Here is a 17,115-nt window from a genome sequence, read left to right as displayed (position 1 = left end):
GCTCTTGCCACCGGCGACTCCGGGCAGCCATCACCAGGGCTTTCCTCCTTCGCGCTGGAGGGGCTCTCACTGTCCTCGCGTCCGTCGGACTGCGCAGGGCCGGCCTCGACCGTTCCTCAACGATCCTCCCGCCGCGCTCAACCCCTCCTCAACACCGCGGCCCTAGCGTGAGACCCGCAGACACCAGCACGTCCCAGGACGTGAAACGGAGAGGATGAGCAATGGGATACCCGCCAGTCGCCTTCGCGGCGCAGGACGACATCATCGCCGCTCTGACAGCGGCCGGGGCCACCGAACCCGGGGCCGGGATCACGCGGCAGCAGCTCGGGCTGCGACGATGGAAGCACTCCCACACCGACGCGCTCGGGCACCTCCTGGAACTGGGGGTGGTCGTGAGAGGGCCGGGGGAGCGCCTTCATCTCGTCGAGCCGCAGGCGCGCCGCCTCATCACGGGACGCACCGGCTTCCGCCCCTGGAACCTGGCATGACGCCCGCCGGCACCCGCCCCGGCGCGGTGCTGCGAACCCGCTCGCTCACCAAGCGCTACAGGGGCGGGACCGCCGTCGAGAATCTCGACGTGCGCCTGGAGCGCGGTCGCATCTACGGCCTCATCGGCCGCAACGGCGCGGGCAAGACCACCCTCATGCGCATGGTCTGCGGCCTGGTGACGCCCACCGACGGCGAGATCGAGCTCTTCGGCCACCCCGCGCGCCACGGCAGCGGCCCGGCCCAGGACGACCTGCGGCGCCTGGGCTGCCTCATCGAGGCCCCCGGCCTGGAGTTGCGCATGAGCGCCCGTGACAATCTCCACCTGCACCGCATCATCCGCGGCATCCCGTCGCCGACGCTGGAGGACGAGCTGCTCGGGCTCGTCGGCCTGGCCGACGCGGGCGGCAAGCGGGTGGGGGAGTTCTCCCTGGGCATGCGTCAGCGCCTGGGCATCGCCGTCGCCCTCGTCGCCGGTCCCGAGCTGCTGGTCCTCGACGAGCCGGTCAACGGCCTCGACCCGGTCGGCGTCGTCGAGGTGCGTCGACTCCTGAGCGAGCTGTCCCGCGAGCGCGGCACCACCATCCTCGTCTCCAGCCACAACCTGCCCGAGCTCTATCAGACCGCCACCGACTACCTCATCGTGGATCGCGGGCGCCTGCGCCGGGCCCTCGACCACGCCGAGCTCGCCGAGCGCTGCTCCCGCCGCCTGACGCTGCGCTGCTCGGACGCGCCCGGGCTGGTGCGCGCCCTGGAGGAGATGGGCGCGGGACGCCTGAGCGTCCTGGAGGACGGCACTGTCCGCCTCCTCGACCCGCCGTCCGACCGGGAGGCGCTCGTGCGCGGCCTCGTCGCCCGCGACCTCGTGCCCACCACCATCGCCGAGGAGGGGCAGAGCCTGGAGGAGTACTTCCTGAGCGTCATCGGTTCCGATCCCCGTGCGGAGGAGGAGACGGCTCGCAGCGGCACCCGCACCGCCATCACCCGTTCCGATCCCCGTGCGGAGGAGGAGACCCATGCCCAATCTGCTGCGCGCTGACCTGTACGTCCTGGCGCGCTCGCGCGCCCTGTGGATCGCCCTGGTGGTGTCGAGCGCCATGGCCGTCGCCTACTTCGTATCCGCCCGTCTCATCGCCGACGGCACCTACGACATGTCGATCGCGGGGTCGGTGGCCGGCTTCTCCGACGCCATGGCGCTGCCGCTGCTGGGGAGCCTCCTCATCGGCGTCGCCGCGGCCTCCGACCTGGAGAACCGCACCGTCCACGACCGGTTGCTGGCGGCGCCCCGGTCCGTGCACGTGGCCGTCAAGACTGTCATGGCGCTCGCGGTCACCGCCGTCGTCCTGCTGCCGTACGTCATCGGCTCGCTCCTGTGCCTGTCGGCCGGCTGGGACCTGGCCCCCTTCCTGGCGACGACGCCGCTGCGGGTCGCCGCCAACGCGGGCGGGGGGCCGGTCACGGCGTCGAGGGTCCTGGCCGGGCTCGGGCTGGGGGCGGTGTCGGCGCTCGTGGCGGTGGCCCGTCTGGGCTTCTGCCTGCCGATCGCCTTCGTCTCGCGGCGCCCGCTGGCCGTGACCGCGGCGGGCCTGGCGGGAGGCTTCCTGCTCGACGGCGTGACGGGGATGGTCGCCGACGGCGACGCCGGGGCGGCGGTGCTCAGATTCACGCCCTGGTCCCCCGACCTGCCCCTGGACCTGACCAGCCCCGGGGCGGACGTGGCGCTGAGCGCGGTCGTCTCGGCCGCCTTCCTCGTCCTGTGGGCCGTGGTGGGCTGGCTGGTGCTGCGGCGCGCGGACATCGCCTGACCGGCGGACATCGCCTGACCGGTGGGCCTCGGCCGCCCGCCGTAGGCTGGGGCGCCGGAGCCCGTGGACCCCGAGGAGGCGAGTGCCGATGGCGCTGATCACGCTGGCGGCCGTGGCGGTGGCCCTGGCCGCGACGGTGCGGTGGATCCTGGTGCGCCGCCAGTTGCGCGCCATCACCGACCAGCTGCGCCGGCGTCGGGAGGACGGTGTCCACGCCCCGGTGCACCTCCAGCTCGTGGACGGCGCCCTGGAGGCGCTGGTGGTGCAGATCAACGCCGTGATCGCGCAGATCGAACAGGCCGGCACCTCCCTGGAGCGCCACGAGCGTCGTTACCGCGAGCTCGTCGCCGATCTGTCCCACGACCTGCGCACGCCCCTGACGGCGGTGCGCGGCTACCAGCAGCTGCTCGCCGCCTCCGGGCTCGACCCGACCCGGCGCGCCCACCTGGCCGCGGCGGCCCGCCACGCCGATCGCCTGACCGCTCTCGTCGATGAGATCTTCGAGTACGCCCGGCTGAGCGACGACGTCGCGGGTCCCGACGAGGATCCCGACCGCGTGCTGGTCACGCGGGTGGACCTGGTCGAGGAGGTCGGGCAGTGCCTGGCGGGGCTGGCCGGGCCCCTGGAGGCGGCGGGTATCGAGGTGGAGGCCCGCGCGCCCGACGCCCTCGTCGTTCAGACCGAGCCCGAGGCCCTGCGCCGGATCATCGCCAACCTCGCGCGCAATGCCGTCCAGCACGGGCGGGGGAGGCTGCGCGTCGAGCTGGACCGGGTCGCGGCCGGGGACGACGGCGCGGCCGGGGATGCGCGATGCGGTACGGCGGACCGGGTCCGGCTGCGCATGCGCAACGGGGTGCGCCGGCCCGAGGCTCTCGATGCCTCCCGGGTCCTGGAGCGCCGCTGGTCCTCCGATCCGGCCGGGACGGGGCTCGGGCTGAGCATCGTCGAGCTGCTGGCGGGCAGGCTGGGCGGCACGGTCGGCGCGGGGCTGGTGGGGGAGGACTTCGAGGTGCTGCTCGAGCTGCCCTCCGTCCTCGCACAGCCGGCTCCCAGGACCGGGTCCTAGGGTGCCGGCATGATCGCCCTTCCTCCCGTCGCCCTGGCGAGCGCGCTCCTCGCGCCCGCCGCGCGGGCGACCGCCACCACCGATCCCTCCCCGTCGACCGATCCCACCTCGTCGCCGACGACCGATGTCACGCAGACCGTCGAGGCGGCCAAGGAGACCGCGGTCAATGTCTGGGAAATCACCTGGCGGGTGGGGGGCGGGCTCCTCATCGGCGTCGCCCTCGCCTTCATCGGGGTCGTCGTGCTGCGCATGCTCGGACGCCGCCAGACCATGTACGCCGAGATCAGCCGGTACACGCGCACCGCCCTGTACGCCATGGGCGGACTCTTCGGCGCCTACCTCGGCGCGCAGCTGGCCGTCGTCGCGGTCGCCACGCCCGACTGGGCCCAGTACGCCACCCAGGCCCTGTTCATCAGCGTCATCCTGGCCGTCACCTGGGTCGTCGTCGGCCTGGTCAAGGCGCTCGAGGCCAGCATCGTCAGCGGCGTGCGCGCCGGCGGCGACCCCGGCCGCGCCAACCGCGTCACCACCCAGGCGCAGATCCTGCGGCGGGTCGCCGAGGTCATCGTCATCGTCGTCGGCCTGGTCGGCGCGATCATGACCTTCCCCAGCGCCCGCCTGGCCATGGGCTCGCTGCTCGCCTCCGCCGGTCTGGTCTCGGTGATCGCCGGTCTCGCCGCGCAGTCCATGCTGGGCAACATCTTCGCCGGCCTTCAGTTGGCCGTCACCGATGCCATCCGCGTGGACGACGTCGTCGTCCTGGGCAAGGAGCAGGGCTACATCGAGGAGATCACGCTCACCTACGTCGTCGTCCGGGTCTGGGACGACCGCCGCCTCATCTACCCCTCGACCTACTTCACGCAGAACCCCTTCGCCAACTGGTCGCGGCGCGGCACGCAGCACACCGGTACCCTCACCCTCGACCTGGACTGGCGGGTGCCGGTGGCCTCGGTGCGCGCCGAGCTCGCCCGCGTGGTCGCCTCGTCGTCCGTCTGGGACGGCCGCACCGCCAACCTCGACGTCACCGATACCGCCGCGGGCACGGTCACCCTGCGCATCGCCGTCTCCGGCAGGAACCCCTCCGACGTCTTCACCCTCCAGTGCTACGTCCGCGAGGAGATCGTGGCCTGGCTCCAGCAGGAGGCGCCCTACGCCCTGCCGCGCACGCGTGTGGAGATCGAGCAGGTCTCGGTCACCCACGACCCTCAGCCCGAGGAGGTGGCGCGCCTGGCTGAGGAGCTCGTCGCCCTTCAGCACGACGACGGCGCCGGCGTGGGCGCCGAGACGACGGCCGTGCGGCTGCCCAAGGAGGACGATCCCATCGAGGACGCCCGCGTGCGGGCCGCCGCCAAGGGGCACTCCCGGCTGCGGCGCACGCGGCGCGAGAAGGTGCGCCGACGCCGGATCCTGGCGCGCGACGCCGAGTGGCGGGGCGAGGAGGCGCCCCTGCCCCGGCACGAGGCCGACACCGCCACCGGGCAGTCCACGAGCATCATCTCCACCAACGAGCAGAAGAAGTACCTCGAATGATCCGGGGGCGGGTCGGACCGGCGGCGGGGAGCACCGCCGGTTCGACCGGGTGACGGCGGCGGAGGCCTCAGGGGCGGCTCGGCGGCGGGGGCACCGCGCCGCCGAGCCGCTCCGCACTCCGGACCGGCCTACTGCGGTTCCGCGCGCTGGACCGCCTCGATCGCCGCCCCGCCCTCCTGGTCGCCCCGCAGCCGTTCCGTTCGCCGCCCCGTCACGCCTCCTTCCCGCGTTCCCGGTGCGTGAACGCCGCTCGCGCCGGCGCCCGAGCCGGGCCACCATGGGACCGTGACCGCCAACGGAGCCAACGCAGCCAGTGCCGCCAGCAGAGCCGACGCAACCAGCGCAACCGACGGGGACGGCGCGGAGGCCGCCGCGACCCCCCGACTGGACCCGGCCGCCATCGCCCGCACCGACGCCCAGTGGCGCGCTCTGCTCGACCCCCTGGAGTACCACGTCCTGCGCGAGGCCGGCACCGAGCGCCCCTTCACCGGAGACCTCCTGGACGAGGAGCGCGAGGGCGTCTACCGGTGCCGCGGCTGCGGGGCGGAGCTGTTCCGCTCCGTCGCCAAGTTCGACTCGGGGTGCGGCTGGCCCTCCTTCTACGACCCGTCGGACTCCGATGCCGTGACTCTGCGCACCGATACCAGTCACGGGATGGTGCGCACCGAGGTCCGTTGCGCCGCCTGCGACTCCCACCTCGGCCACGTCTTCGATGACGCGCCCGGCACCCCCACCGGCCAGCGCTATTGCATGAACTCCGTGAGCCTGACCTTCGATGCCGACGCGTCGGGCGCCGCCGGCGGTGCGTCGGGCGCCGGCGCGCAGGAGGGGTGACATGCTGCGCCTCCTGAGCCTCAACATCCAGCATGCGCTTCCCGGGGCGGGGGCGGACGAGGCTCCGGGCCCTGGCGTCGCCGACGCGGACATCCGCGACCCGACGGCGGCCCGCTCCGTGCTGGCGGCCCTGGCCGAGCAGATCCACGAGCTCTCCCCCGACGTCGTCGCCCTCCAGGAGGTCGACACCGGGCAGGCCCGCTCCGGCTTCCTCGACCAGACCGCCGTTCTGGCGGAGCTGCTCGGCTGGGAGAGCCACCGCTTCGCCGCCGCCTACGCCGGGCCCGTCGCCGGGCTGCGTCGACGCCCCCGGCGCTCCGCCCTGACCGAGCACGCCGACGACGCGCTCGGCCTGGGCCGCGCCCTGCTGGGCCGCCCGCCGGCGGGCTTCGGCAACGCCCTGCTCGCCCGTCACCCGGTGACCGCCTGGCGCGTGAGGCGCCTCGGACGCGGTCCGGCCACCGTCTCGCGCCGCGGCGACCACCCGATCTGGGACCCCCGTGGCTACGACCTGGCGACGTCCACCATGCGCAACCTGCTGACCGCCACGCTGGCCCTGGCCCCGGCGGACGCCGCGGCCGCGGGCGTCGATGCGCTGTCGGTCGGCACCACCCACCTGGCCACCCGCACCGATACGGCCGCCCGGCAGCTCGCGGCGGCCTGGGGCGCGCTCGCCACCCTGCCCGGCCCCCACCTCCTGGCGGGGGACTACAACCTGCGGACCGAGGAGCTGGTCCCCCTCGGAATCGGTCGTCAGGTGGGGGAGGGCCCCACCTATCCGGCCGCCCGCCCCGACCATCGCATCGATCACGTCCTGACCGACCCCTGGCCCACCGGCGTCAACGGGGCCCCCGCCTTCCCGGTGGCGCCCGCACCCGTCTGGAGCGGGCGCCGCTACCCCCTCCTGCGGGCCACCGCCTGGGGAACCCGCACCTTCGTCGTCTCCGACCACGCCGGCACGTGGGTGGACCTCGAACCGGTCGGCTGAGGCGCGCCCGTGGGTGATGTCGTCGGCGGTCTCGCCGTCTTCGCCGTCGTGATCGGCGTCGGCTGGCTGCTGGTGCGCACCGGCGCCGTGCCCCGCGACGCGGACGCCGTGCTCACCCGCGTCTGCTTCTTCGCCGCCACCCCGGCGCTGCTGATCGGCACCCTGGCGGACGCCGACCTGGGGGCGGTGGCCAGTCCCGGCGCGCTCGCCGCGCTGGCGGCCGAGGTGCTGGCGATCCTGAGCGCCTGGGCGCTGCACCGCGTCCTGCTGCGCCGCTCGACGGCGGAGGCGACCATCGGCGCGCTCGCCTCCGGCTACGTCAACGCCGCCAACCTCGGCATCCCCGTCCTCGTCCTGGTCCTGGGCGACGCCGCCGCCATCGCCCCGGTCCTGCTCCTCCAGCTCCTCGTCATCACCCCGACGACCTTCGCGATCCTGGACTCCGCCACCCATCGCGGCAGTCCCTCGCGTCTGGCGACCCTGACCGTCCCGCTGCGCAATCCCCTGCTGCTGGCCGTGGTGGCCGGGGTCGCGGTCAATGCCGGCGGGGTGGACCTCGCCGGCGTCGCCGGCGGGCACCTGCGCGAGACCCTCGATTCCCTCGGGCGCATCGCCGTGCCGCTCATGATGCTCTCCCTGGGCATGAGCCTGGCCGCCTCGCGCATGCGCGCCCCGCTGCCCGACGGCGCCCCGGCGGTGCCGCCCGAGCCGGTCCATGACGCCGCCAGTCGGGCGGCCCTGCGCTGGGCGGTGGGGTGGAAGCTGCTCGTGGCGCCCGGTCTGGCGGGGGCGCTCGGGCTCGGTCTGGGCCTGCGCGGGGCGGAGCTCCTGGTGCCCGTCACCACCGCCGCACTGCCGACCGCCCAGAACGTCTTCATGTACGCCTCGCGCTACGGGGCGGCCAAGCCGCTGGCCCGTGACGCGGTTCTGGTGACGACCGCCGGCTTCGTCCCGGTCGTCCTGATCGCGGCCGCGGTGCTGGGCTGACGCGCGCCCGGGACACCGTCCTCGGCCTCGTCCCGCTCCGCCCTACGGTGAGCCGGGCTGACGCGCGCCCGGGACACCGGGGAGGTCGCGGCGGTAGTATCGGTGATCGACAACGATGTCGAGCGACGTCGCGGACGTCGATCGAGGAGATCGCGTGAACACCTCCGTTGAGCACCTCATCCTCATGGGTGTGGCGGGCTGCGGCAAGACGACCGCCGCCGACAACCTCCACCGCGCCCTCGGGTGGCCCGTCGCCGAGGCCGACGACTTCCACCCGCCCGCCAACATCGCCAAGATGAGCGAGGGCATCCCTCTGACCGACGAGGACCGATGGCCCTGGCTGAAGTCCCTGCGCGACTGGATGAGCGCGCGCGCCGCCGAGGGGGTCAGGACCATCGTCACCTGCTCCGCGCTCAAGCGCTCCTACCGGGACCTCCTGTCCGGCGCCGACGGCCGTGTCTTCTTCATCCACCTGACCGCCCGCCCCGAGGAGCTGCGCGAGCGCATGGCCCTGCGCGAGGGCCACTTCATGCCCCCCGCCCTGCTGCCCTCCCAGTTCGCCGCCCTCCAGCCCCTGGACGACGACGAGGACGGCGTCACCGTGGTCTCGCGGGGCACTCCCGAGGAGACGTTCGACGCCATCCTCGCCGCTCTTGAGCACGCCTGATCCCTCACTCGCCCCGCTTCCGGCGACCCGTCACCTCGCAATCCGGAGACGACAATGACGTCCACAGCCATGCTGGCCCTTCCCGCCGCCGACGCGGTGACCCATTCCGACAGCAGCACGCGGCTCATCATCGCGGCCGTCCTCGGCGTCGCCGTCATCGTCGTGCTCATCGTGTGGAGCAGGATGCACCCCTTCCTCGCGCTCACCCTCGGCTCGGCGGTGCTCGCCGTCGCCGCCGGCGTCCCGCTGACCGACACCTTCAAGGCCTTCACCCGCGGGCTGGGATCGACCATCGGCGACGTGGGCGTGCTCATCGCCTTCGGGGCGATCATCGGCAGGCTCCTCATCGACTCCGGCGGCGCCGACCAGATCGTCGATACGATCCTGGCGCGCACGTCCGGTCCGCGGCTGCCCTGGGCCATGGCGCTCATCGCCTTCGTCGTGGGCATCCCGCTGTTCTTCGAGGTCGGCATCGTCCTGCTCATCCCCGTGGTCATGATCGTCGCGCGGCGCGCCCGCCAGCCGCTCGTCCTGGTCGGTGTGCCGGCGCTCGCCGGCCTGTCCGCCCTCCACGGCCTCGTGCCCCCGCACCCCGGCCCGCTCATCGCCATCGACGCCGTCGGCGCGAACCTCGGGATGACCCTCGGGCTGGGGCTGCTGGTGGCCGTGCCCACCGTCATCATCTCCGGCCCCCTGGCCGCGCGCGTCATGGCCGGGTGGGTCCCCGTCGAGGCGCCCGAGCCGCTCGGCGGCTCCGACCGGGCCCACGAGGGGCCGCGCCCGTCCTTCGGCGCCTCCCTGTCCGTCATCCTGCTGCCCGTGGTGCTCATGCTCCTGCGCACCGTCGTGGAGACCCTGGTGCCCGAGGACACGACCAATCCTCTCGCGCACGCCGCCCTGTTCATCGGCCAGCCCGTCGTGGCGCTGCTGATCACCGTCCTGGTCGCGATGCGCCTGTTCGGCACGCGCCTGGGCCTGCGCGCCGACGAGGTGTCCGGCCGGGTGGGCGCCTCCCTCGGGCCGATCGCCGGGATCCTGCTCATCGTGGGCGCCGGGGGCGGCTTCAAGCAGACCCTCGTCGACTCCGGCATCGCCGGCATCATCGCCACCTGGATCCAGCAGGCCGCCGTCCCGGAGCTGCTGGCGGGCTGGCTCGTCGCCGTCGCGGTGCGCCTGGCCACGGGATCGGCGACCGTCGCCACCGTCACGGCCGCGGGGATCATGGCGCCGCTCGCCGCCGACATGCCCTCCATCGAAATCGCCCTCCTCGTGCTGGCGATCGGTGCTGGCTCGGTGTTCCTCTCCCACGTCAACGACGCCGGCTTCTGGCTGGTCAAGGAGTACTTCGGGTTGACGGTGGGGCAGACCTTCAAGACCTGGTCGCTCATGGAGACCATCCTGTCGGTGACCGCCATGGTGGTCATCGGCGTCATCGCGCTCGGCCTCGGGGTGCTCTAGCGGCCTTGCCGCGCGGCGGGCGGGCTCGGCCCGCGGGGCCCGGGCGCCCGCCGACCCGGCTTCCACGTCGGACGACGGGACGGGCTCGGCCCGCGGGACCCACGGGTGAGGCGCACGTCATGGCGCGGAGCGGCGGTGCGTGGAAGAGTACGTCCTCGGCCCGGCAGCCCGCCGTGGCCCGGCTGGTGCCTCGGCTCCGGTGCGCGCACGTCCACTGACGGCGCCGCGCCGTCGAGCCCCGAACGCCGGCACCTCCACGCACCGACGCGCACGCCCCGACCGATCCGCGTCCGACGTGCGCCCGGTCCCGAACGACAGGACTTCCGTGCCCACCACCGTGCCCACCACGCGCACCCCTCCCCGCTCCGGGATGTCCGGAGCCGGCGGTCGCCCTGCCGCCTCCCGCCGGGCCCCTGCCCCGACCCGCTCCGCGACCCGCCGCGCCGGCGGGGCCTCACCGGCGGCCCCGAGCACTCCGACGACCCCGACGACTCCGGCTGCGACCTTCGCCTCCCTGGGCGTGGATCCGGACCTCGTGGCGGACCTCGGCTCCCGCGGTTTCACCGCGCCCTTCCCCATCCAGACCGCCACCCTGCCCGACACCCTCGCCGGTCGCGATGTGCTCGGCCGCGGGCGCACCGGGTCCGGCAAGACCCTCGCCTTCGCCCTGCCCCTCGTCCAGCGCCTCGCCGAGGAGGACGTGGCGCGCGCCGGCCATCCCATCGGCCTGGTCCTGGCTCCGACCCGCGAGCTCGCCGGCCAGATCGCCGAGACCATCAGGCCCCTGGCCGACGCCGTCTCGCTGAGCGTGACCACCATCTTCGGCGGCGTGTCCCAGAGGCCCCAGGAGAGGGCCCTGGCCGGGGCCGTCGATATCGTCGTCGCCTGCCCGGGGCGCCTCCTCGACCTCATGGGGCAGGGCGTCGTCAGCCTCGACGACGTGAGCATGACCGTTCTCGACGAGGCCGATCACATGGCCGACCTCGGCTTCCTGCCCGGCGTGCGCCGCATCATGCGCGCCACCCCGGCCCGCGGTCAGCGCCTGCTCTTCTCCGCCACCCTGGACAACGGCGTGGACAGGATCGTCGAGGAGTTCCTCCACGACCCGCTCCACCACGCCGTCGACTCCTCGACGTCCCCGACCGACATGGACCACCGCGTGTGGATGATGGCGGACAGGAGCGCCAAGGACGACGTCGTGCGACGCCTCGCCTCCGGCACCGGGCGGCGGATCCTGTTCACCCGCACCAAGCACTTGGCCAGGCGCCTGGCGCGCAGGCTCACCCGGGATGGCATCCCCGCCGTCGAGCTCCAGGGCAATATGAGCCAGAGCGCCCGTGAGCGGGCCATGCGCGCCTTCTCATCCGGCCAGGTCCACGTCATGGTCGCCACCGACATCGCCGCCCGCGGCATCGACATCTCCGGAGTGGAGCTGGTCGTCCACGTCGATCCGCCCGCCGAGCACAAGGCCTACCTGCACCGGTCGGGCCGCACCGCCCGCGCCGGTGCCGCCGGAACCGTGGTCACCCTCGTGCTGCCCGAGCAGGGGAACGACGTCCGGATGCTGATCAGGAAGGCCGGGATCAGGGCCGGCATCGAGCGCATCCGCCCCGCCGACGACGCCGTGACCGCGCTGGTCGGCCGGGTCGCGCCCCCGGTCGCCGCGGAGGACATGCCCGAGGGCGTCGCCATCAAGGGCGGTGTCCCGGGCGCGGGACGCCCGACGGCGTCGACGGCGCGCGCAGGCGGCCGCAGATCGAGCACCGCCCCGGCACCGGGTCGCCCGACGCACGGGCCCGCCGGGTCGGGAGGCGGCGATGGCCGGCCTCGTCGCGGCGGTCGCGGCGGAGGCGGCGATGGAGCCGGGCACGGTGCGCCGCGCGGGCGGAGGAGCGTCGGTCGTCGGAGGAACGCCGGGCGGAGCGGTGCCGGCCGGAGCAGCCGGGGACGGAGAGGGGCGCGGGGGCGCTCCCACGGCGACCGTTCGGCCGTGCGCCGCTGACGCGCGGGGCCCGGAACGGCCCGTTCGTCGTACCGCGGTCTTGCAGCTATCCGTGGACTTCCGTCCGGCTGTCGTACGCTTCTGCTCGGGTCGAACAGGAATCGCCAACGAGGGCCGGGGCATGGATGAGACGATCGAGCGGGCGCGTACCCTTGACAGGGCTGGACGGCGAATCGAGGTCCTGATCCTTGTTAAAACCACCCCGACGCCTTCGGCGACATACGAGGACACCGTCTGCGTCGCCGGCGTCGCGCTATCGCCCGGTCCCATGCGCTGGGTGAGGCTCTACCCGATTCCATTCCGCCACCTTGATTCGGCTTCGCAGTTTCAGAAGTACACGGTGGTCGCTGTCGACGTGAAGCAGCCGAAGAGGGACGGACGCCCCGAGAGTCTCAGGGTCGATCTCGCCAACATCGCCATCGAGCGCAGATACGAGCCCGGGAGCGCAAGATATCTGCTCATGGACCGGATAGAGCGGACGACCACGTGCCGGTTGATCGCCGGGACACGCGAAGACGTCAACGCGACGTCCCTCGGTATTGTCCGCCCTCGGGACGCCTCCTTGGTCCTTAAGCCGCATAGGGGATGGTCCGCATCGCAACAGCGGTCCTTGCAGAAATGGGAGCGACAAGCACCGCTTCCGCTCGGCGGCCTCGGGCACAATGACGCTCCTCCGTTGGAGAACCCGCCTCTGCAGGCCTGGTATCGTTACAGGTGCGGGGGGCGGGCTGCTCGGGACACGAGCAGGGAGTGCTCGACTGGGAGCTTACCGCCCTTCAGCGCAGGGCCCAGATGCGCCGTGCCGACGTCGGGACGTGGGTGCGCGACATGTTCGAGGCCCGCATGCTCGACCCCCGCAGAGATACGTGCTTCATCCTGGGCAACAACGCCAGTGCGAGCAAACGCCGGTCCTTCTCCGTGCTCAGCATCTACTACCCGTCCGTCAGAGAGGTTCAGCGTGCTCGCGCGGATGCGAGCACGCTCTTCTGATCAGCGAGCAGGATCTTCTCGCAGAAGGCGGGACCGCGCATCATATCGACCGCGTCAATGACCTGGGCGCGGTGGCAGCACTCCTGCTCGCGCTCGAAGCACAGGATGAAGATGACCTCGTCCTCGTCGATAAGCGTGGCCAACCGCTCGATCTCCCGATTGCCCGCCTTGGAGTCGACGACCTCCGTGTAGTAGCGCAGGTGCGCCTTATTCGCGGCAGGAGTGTTCGGTTCGGCGTAACCGGCTCGGTTGTCCTTCGGGTTGCCGAGTTCCGGCCGGTGTTCGTAGGTCAGGCCCTCGGCCTCCAGTCGGTCGCGCAGGCGGCCCTTGGAAAAGCCCCTCACCCGCGATATCGGCGTCAGCCTGACGTCGACCAATCGTGTCGCTCCGTGCGTCCGCATGTCCTCCACCAGCTCATCAAGGCTCCTGCCCTGGTAACCCCAGCCGACTAAACGACCAGTCATAGCGACCTCCAACCGCGCTCGGCAGTACGTACTGATGCACTGACTGCATCCTGCCTCGCTCTGCGCCGACGCGCCGTGAGTTCGAGCACTCCACTCAGAGTATCTCGTGCAGAGTTCCGCAACGTCCTCACCGGGACCGTCTGATGTCCTCGACCTGGCGCATCGCCGCGTCGGCGGTCCGCTTCAGGAAGTCCCGACGACGCTGCGGGGTGTCGTCCTCGCCCTCCATCCCGCCCAGGACGAGGCGCTGGGTCACGCGCATGCCGCAGTAGCCGAGGACGGAGCGTCCGACGCGTGCCACCGATCCTCCCGGTGCCAGGCGGGTCCACAGGGTCGGTCCGTGGGACGTCGTGATGATGGAGGCCGTACGACCGTCGAGCAGCCGCTCGGGCATCAGCTTGCCGGGCCGGTATCGATAGGCGATACCGGGGGTCAGGACCCGGTCGAACCATCCCTTGAGGAGGGAGGGCTCGGCCGACCACCAGGTGGGGAAGGCCAGGGCCAGGTGGTCGCAGGTGATGAGCTCGTTCTGCGAGAGGGTGATGAAGGGGTCCTCCGGCATGCGCGTCCGGTAGCCCCCGCGCAGAACCGGGTCGAAGTCGGTCGTGGCGAGATCGATGACGGTGACGGCGGCGCCGGCCTGGCGCGCGGTGTCGGCGTACGCGCGGGCCAACGCGTGCGAGTAGCTCTGCGGGTCGGGGTGCCCGGCGACGACGAGGAGGCGGGGCTTGCGGGCAGCGGGTCGCGGCGTTGTGGTGCTCACGTCGGACCAGCGTAGGGAAAGAGTGCGGGGTGTGGGCATCGGGAAGTCCCCTGAGCGAAGGATTTCATTCCGAAATGTGAAGGCTTCTTGACATGAATGTCAAGGAAACCATACATTTTGCACATGACCGATTCCCCTGCTTCCGCATCCGAGGGTGCCCGTGCGCGCATCGTCGACGCCGCGGCTCCCGTCGTCTCCACCCCGTGGCCCCGGCTCGCCCTGGCCATGGGGCTGCGCCCCGCCCTGCTCATCGCCATCGGCGCCGCACTCGTGGCGGCGGGCCGCTCTCTGCTGTGGATGAACATCCTCATCATCCCGATCGACGTCGTCACGCTCCTGCTGGTCCACCGCCTCCTGCGCGCCGAGGGGCGCGGCCTGGCCGATCTTCTGCGACCCGTGCGGGGAGGCGACCTCGCCCGGGGTCTGCTCTGCGGGCTCATCGTCGCGCTCGTCTGGGTCCCCGCCTCCTTCATCGCCAATCTCATCGCCTACCAGGGGCCGCCGCCGACGACGACGGCGTACGGTGCGGCGCCCCTGTGGATCGCCCTGGTCGGCGTCGTGATCATGCCGGCGACCATCGGGCTGGCCGAGGAGACGCTCTACCGCGGCTACCTTCAGCCCCGCCTCCAGGGGCGCGTGGGACTGACCGGGGCCGTGCTCACCGCCTCCGCCGTCTTCGCCCTCCAGCACATCGCCTTCGCCCCGTCCGACCCCCGGGCGATGGTCGCCGCTGTTGCCCGCACCTTCCTGATCGGGCTCATGTTCGCCGGACTGCTCCTGTGGCGCAGGCGGGTGGTGCCGCTGGTCGTCGGGCACTGGCTGCTCGACCTGCTCGGGCTCGGGCTTCCGCTGCTGCTCGCGGCGCTCGCGTGAGGGGGAAGACGAGACCGATGAATAGAATTCAGGGCATGGAGCCCTCCACTCGTCGTTATCTCGTCCGCTTCTTCGCGGCGATGGCGTCCTACTGCGTCCTGCTCCCCGTCGCCCTGCTCGTCGGACGCGCCCTCACCCCGCCGTGGCGGATGCTCAGCGCCCTCGTCGTGCTGCCCTCGATCGTACTGATCGTGCGCGCGGTCATGCTGCTGTGGCGAGAGGCGGACGAGCTCGCCCGCGGCGTCATGGTGGAGTCCCTCGCCATCGGATTCGCCGTCGGGGCGCCGGTCGTCCTGGTCGTCGGGATCTTCCAGGTCTTCGGTCTGGCCGAGCTGTCCTTCATGTGGGCCTTCGCGATTCTCATGGCCGGTTGGCTGCTCGGGGGCTACCTGGCCCGTCGGCGCTACACCTGAGCAGCGCCGGCCGCCCGCGATGTGGAACCGTGTGCGAGGGTTGCGCCGGAAGCGGCGCTGGACCCAGGCGGAGCTCGGCGAGACGCTGGGGGTCTCGCGGCAGACGATCATCGCCATTGAGAACGGCAAGTACGACCCGTCGCTGCGCCTGGCCTTCGCGATCGCCGCCGTGTTCGAGCTGCGCGTGGACGAGGTCTTCAGCCCCGACGACGGCGGTGCGGCCGGCGGCCGATGGGGCTGACGGAACGGGAGGAACCGTTCCGGCGCCCAGTGGCGTGCCCGGGCGGAACGGCGGTCGGGAAGGGGGGGGCCCTATGTGGTGTGTCAAGCGGCGGTGGGTAGTTTCGTGGCTGGTTGGGGGGTGTAGAGGGTGTGGTTGCGGATCGTGGTGTGCAGGGTCGGGATGCGGCGGTGGGCCAGGGCGAGGACGGCCTGGTTGTGACGTTTCCCCTGTTGGCGTTTGCGCTGGTAGTAGGCCTGGCTGACGGGGTCGGAGCGCAGTGAGGCGAAGGCAGAGGGGAACATGGCGCGCTTGAGCCTCTTGTTGCCGCCGTGGGAGACGTGCTCGCCACGGATCGATGAGCCCGATCTCCTGGTTACCGGTGCCAGGCCGGCGTAGGAGGCCAGGTGGGCTCCGGTGACTGGAGGTCCTTGTCCCGGGGTCTGGGCCAGCAAGGACGGCGGCGGCCGGGACCCCTGATCCCGGGCACGGGTGGTCAGGACCTGGCACATGAGGGTGGGCCCCCGCCAGGGCCACTGTCCTGGGCGGCGACATCGGCCCGCTGAGCGTGCAGGGCGATGAGCTGCCTGGCCAGGTGGGGCAGAACCACTGCGGCGGCGTCGGTGCCGGCGACCACCACGGTCTGGTGCTCCAGGGCCGAGCCGATCTGGGCTGCCCAGGTGGCGTGCCGCCTGCACCCGTGCTTCTTGAGCTTGGCGTCAATCCTTGCCTTGCCCGCTCGCTTCAGGTCGGCTGGGGCGGTGCCGGGCGGCGACGGGCCTCCAGGACGGAGTCGTGCGCCCGGCCAGGGCCCCACCACGGTCTCGAGGGCTGGGCGGGGTCTGGGTGAACGACTGGCCCCGGATCCGGCCCTCGGTCTGGTTGACCTGGCGGGCCAGGTCCAGGTCGAAGCCAGTCAGCATGCTCAGCGCTGCGGTCTCCTCGTCCGAGGTGCTAATGGCATGCAGAGTGTGGGGCATGGTCCTGGCGGCCTGGGCGATGACGGCAGCGTCCTTGGCGTCGGTCTTGGCGCTGCCCGGCGTCAGGTCAGCGATGCGTCTCATGGACAGTCCGGGCAGGTAGCCCACGGTGATGCCCATGTCCTGAGCCACCGCCACGGCCAGGGCCCCGATGGTGGCGGGCTGGTCGACCACCACCAGCAGGTTCCCATGATCGGCCAGCTTCTTGTAGAGAGCGCGCAGGCGCTCCTCGTCGTTGGGTAGGGTCCTGTCGAGGACTTTCCGCCCTTCCTGGCTCAGGGCCGTAGCCCAGTGCTCTGCCTTACCGACGCCCGGTACCGATGAAGACGTCGATGTCCTCGATATCCATCTCTCCTGCCACCTCTCGCTCCTGGGTGCAGGGCCAGCCGGTGGACGACCGGTCCCGCACCCACGTATGCGAAAGACCTCACACGCAGCGGGCCGTTCCCCTTATCAGCGGTCACCAGCGCCCGGCTGCCGCGGGTGACTCTCGCCCCCCGGATCATTAGAAGACAGGGGCAAGACACCCGTGCCCACAGCAGCTGGCCCAGCCCCGGACCACCCGGGACCACCAACAAGGTAACGGGCG

The 17,115-nt window shown here is 72.3% G+C and carries 17 protein-coding genes and 1 pseudogene; 15 read left to right on the top strand and 3 right to left on the bottom strand.

Annotation, left to right across the window (positions count from 1 at the left end):
• Positions 1 to 221 precede the first annotated feature (221 nt).
• From G448_RS0113145 to G448_RS17190, 12 genes are all read left to right on the top strand, one after another.
• Positions 222 to 488: a hypothetical protein gene (locus G448_RS0113145; RefSeq protein WP_026408353.1), complete on the top strand. Its 267-nt coding sequence runs from the start codon at positions 222 to 224 to the stop codon at positions 486 to 488.
• Complete coding sequence (locus tag G448_RS0113140) at positions 485 to 1,525, top strand: ABC transporter ATP-binding protein (RefSeq protein WP_026408352.1); 1,041 nt, start codon at positions 485 to 487, stop codon at positions 1,523 to 1,525. The genes G448_RS0113145 and G448_RS0113140 overlap by 4 nt, the downstream gene beginning before the upstream one ends.
• Positions 1,503 to 2,291 (top strand): ABC transporter, encoded by a 789-nt coding sequence (locus tag G448_RS0113135; RefSeq protein WP_026408351.1) that lies wholly within the window; start codon positions 1,503 to 1,505, stop codon positions 2,289 to 2,291. The genes G448_RS0113140 and G448_RS0113135 overlap by 23 nt, the downstream gene beginning before the upstream one ends.
• Before the next feature lie 88 nt (positions 2,292 to 2,379).
• A complete protein-coding gene (locus G448_RS19060) occupies positions 2,380 to 3,357 on the top strand; it encodes a sensor histidine kinase (protein ID WP_026408350.1) in 978 nt (325 codons plus the stop codon).
• 9 nt (positions 3,358 to 3,366) lie between these two features.
• Positions 3,367 to 4,887: a mechanosensitive ion channel family protein gene (locus G448_RS0113125; RefSeq protein WP_026408349.1), complete on the top strand. Its 1,521-nt coding sequence runs from the start codon at positions 3,367 to 3,369 to the stop codon at positions 4,885 to 4,887.
• Between the two features lie 384 nt (positions 4,888 to 5,271).
• Positions 5,272 to 5,721, top strand: coding sequence for a peptide-methionine (R)-S-oxide reductase MsrB (msrB, locus tag G448_RS0113115; protein WP_156911069.1), 450 nt, complete (start codon positions 5,272 to 5,274; stop codon positions 5,719 to 5,721).
• A 1-nt stretch (position 5,722) separates the two neighbouring features.
• A complete protein-coding gene (locus G448_RS0113110) occupies positions 5,723 to 6,709 on the top strand; it encodes an endonuclease/exonuclease/phosphatase family protein (protein WP_026408347.1) in 987 nt (328 codons plus the stop codon).
• Positions 6,710 to 6,718: 9 nt separating this feature from the next.
• Positions 6,719 to 7,696 carry an AEC family transporter gene (locus G448_RS0113105; protein ID WP_026408346.1) on the top strand — a complete coding sequence of 326 codons (978 nt, stop codon included), beginning with the start codon at positions 6,719 to 6,721 and terminating at the stop codon, positions 7,694 to 7,696.
• Positions 7,697 to 7,850: 154 nt separating this feature from the next.
• Positions 7,851 to 8,363 (top strand): gluconokinase, encoded by a 513-nt coding sequence (locus G448_RS0113100; protein ID WP_026408345.1) that lies wholly within the window; start codon positions 7,851 to 7,853, stop codon positions 8,361 to 8,363.
• Positions 8,364 to 8,417: 54 nt separating this feature from the next.
• Positions 8,418 to 9,821, top strand: coding sequence for a GntP family permease (locus tag G448_RS0113095; protein WP_026408344.1), 1,404 nt, complete (start codon positions 8,418 to 8,420; stop codon positions 9,819 to 9,821).
• Between the two features lie 325 nt (positions 9,822 to 10,146).
• On the top strand, positions 10,147 to 11,823 hold the full coding sequence (locus G448_RS16705) for a DEAD/DEAH box helicase (protein WP_245572342.1): 1,677 nt from the start codon (positions 10,147 to 10,149) through the stop codon (positions 11,821 to 11,823).
• Positions 11,824 to 12,573: 750 nt separating this feature from the next.
• Positions 12,574 to 12,813, top strand: coding sequence for a hypothetical protein (locus tag G448_RS17190; protein WP_026408343.1), 240 nt, complete (start codon positions 12,574 to 12,576; stop codon positions 12,811 to 12,813).
• Here G448_RS17190 and G448_RS16695 read toward each other — a convergent pair.
• Both G448_RS16695 and G448_RS0113075 read right to left on the bottom strand, forming a co-directional pair.
• Positions 12,777 to 13,277 (bottom strand): DUF488 domain-containing protein, encoded by a 501-nt coding sequence (locus tag G448_RS16695; protein WP_084436785.1) that lies wholly within the window; start codon positions 13,275 to 13,277, stop codon positions 12,777 to 12,779. The two genes, G448_RS17190 and G448_RS16695, sit on opposite strands and share 37 nt — an antisense overlap.
• A gap of 127 nt (positions 13,278 to 13,404) precedes the next feature.
• Positions 13,405 to 14,040, bottom strand: a complete 636-nt coding sequence (locus G448_RS0113075; RefSeq protein ID WP_026408342.1) for an NAD(P)H-dependent oxidoreductase — start codon at positions 14,038 to 14,040, stop codon at positions 13,405 to 13,407.
• 123 nt (positions 14,041 to 14,163) lie between these two features.
• Here G448_RS0113075 and G448_RS0113070 point away from each other — a divergent pair, with 123 nt between their 5' ends.
• The 3 genes from G448_RS0113070 to G448_RS0113060 are packed head-to-tail and all read left to right on the top strand — an operon-like array spanning position 14,164 to position 15,567.
• Entirely contained in the window at positions 14,164 to 14,913 is a 750-nt protein-coding gene (locus tag G448_RS0113070; protein ID WP_051269082.1) for a CPBP family intramembrane glutamic endopeptidase, read from the top strand.
• A gap of 35 nt (positions 14,914 to 14,948) precedes the next feature.
• The gene (locus tag G448_RS0113065; RefSeq protein WP_156911054.1) at positions 14,949 to 15,326 is read left to right on the top strand and encodes a hypothetical protein; all 378 of its coding nucleotides are present in this window, start codon (positions 14,949 to 14,951) and stop codon (positions 15,324 to 15,326) included.
• A gap of 31 nt (positions 15,327 to 15,357) precedes the next feature.
• A complete protein-coding gene (locus tag G448_RS0113060; protein WP_425393666.1) occupies positions 15,358 to 15,567 on the top strand; it encodes a helix-turn-helix transcriptional regulator in 210 nt (69 codons plus the stop codon).
• 83 nt (positions 15,568 to 15,650) lie between these two features.
• Here the strand turns inward: G448_RS0113060 and G448_RS17850 are convergent.
• Positions 15,651 to 16,875, bottom strand: a pseudogene (locus G448_RS17850) (IS110 family RNA-guided transposase).
• Positions 16,876 to 17,115 lie beyond the last annotated feature (240 nt).

The sequence above is a fragment of the Actinomyces gerencseriae DSM 6844 genome (assembly GCF_000429265.1).
Taxonomy (GTDB): Bacteria; Actinomycetota; Actinomycetes; order Actinomycetales; family Actinomycetaceae; genus Actinomyces; species Actinomyces gerencseriae.
This window is presented reverse-complemented; position numbering and strand designations above follow the sequence as displayed.

Excerpts from the sequence above, each read along its gene's own strand:
- G448_RS0113145 (WP_026408353.1), top strand. The coding sequence starts at position 222 with ATGGGATACCCGCCAGTCGCCTTCGCGGCGCAGGACGACATCATCGCC.
- G448_RS0113140 (WP_026408352.1), top strand. The coding sequence starts at position 485 with ATGACGCCCGCCGGCACCCGCCCCGGCGCGGTGCTGCGAACCCGCTCG.
- G448_RS0113135 (WP_026408351.1), top strand. The coding sequence starts at position 1,503 with ATGCCCAATCTGCTGCGCGCTGACCTGTACGTCCTGGCGCGCTCGCGC.
- G448_RS19060 (WP_026408350.1), top strand. The coding sequence starts at position 2,380 with ATGGCGCTGATCACGCTGGCGGCCGTGGCGGTGGCCCTGGCCGCGACG.
- G448_RS0113125 (WP_026408349.1), top strand. The coding sequence starts at position 3,367 with ATGATCGCCCTTCCTCCCGTCGCCCTGGCGAGCGCGCTCCTCGCGCCC.
- G448_RS0113110 (WP_026408347.1), top strand. The coding sequence starts at position 5,723 with ATGCTGCGCCTCCTGAGCCTCAACATCCAGCATGCGCTTCCCGGGGCG.
- G448_RS0113095 (WP_026408344.1), top strand. The coding sequence starts at position 8,418 with ATGACGTCCACAGCCATGCTGGCCCTTCCCGCCGCCGACGCGGTGACC.
- G448_RS16695 (WP_084436785.1), bottom strand. The coding sequence starts at position 13,277 with ATGACTGGTCGTTTAGTCGGCTGGGGTTACCAGGGCAGGAGCCTTGAT.
- G448_RS0113070 (WP_051269082.1), top strand. The coding sequence starts at position 14,164 with ATGACCGATTCCCCTGCTTCCGCATCCGAGGGTGCCCGTGCGCGCATC.
- G448_RS0113065 (WP_156911054.1), top strand. The coding sequence starts at position 14,949 with ATGGAGCCCTCCACTCGTCGTTATCTCGTCCGCTTCTTCGCGGCGATG.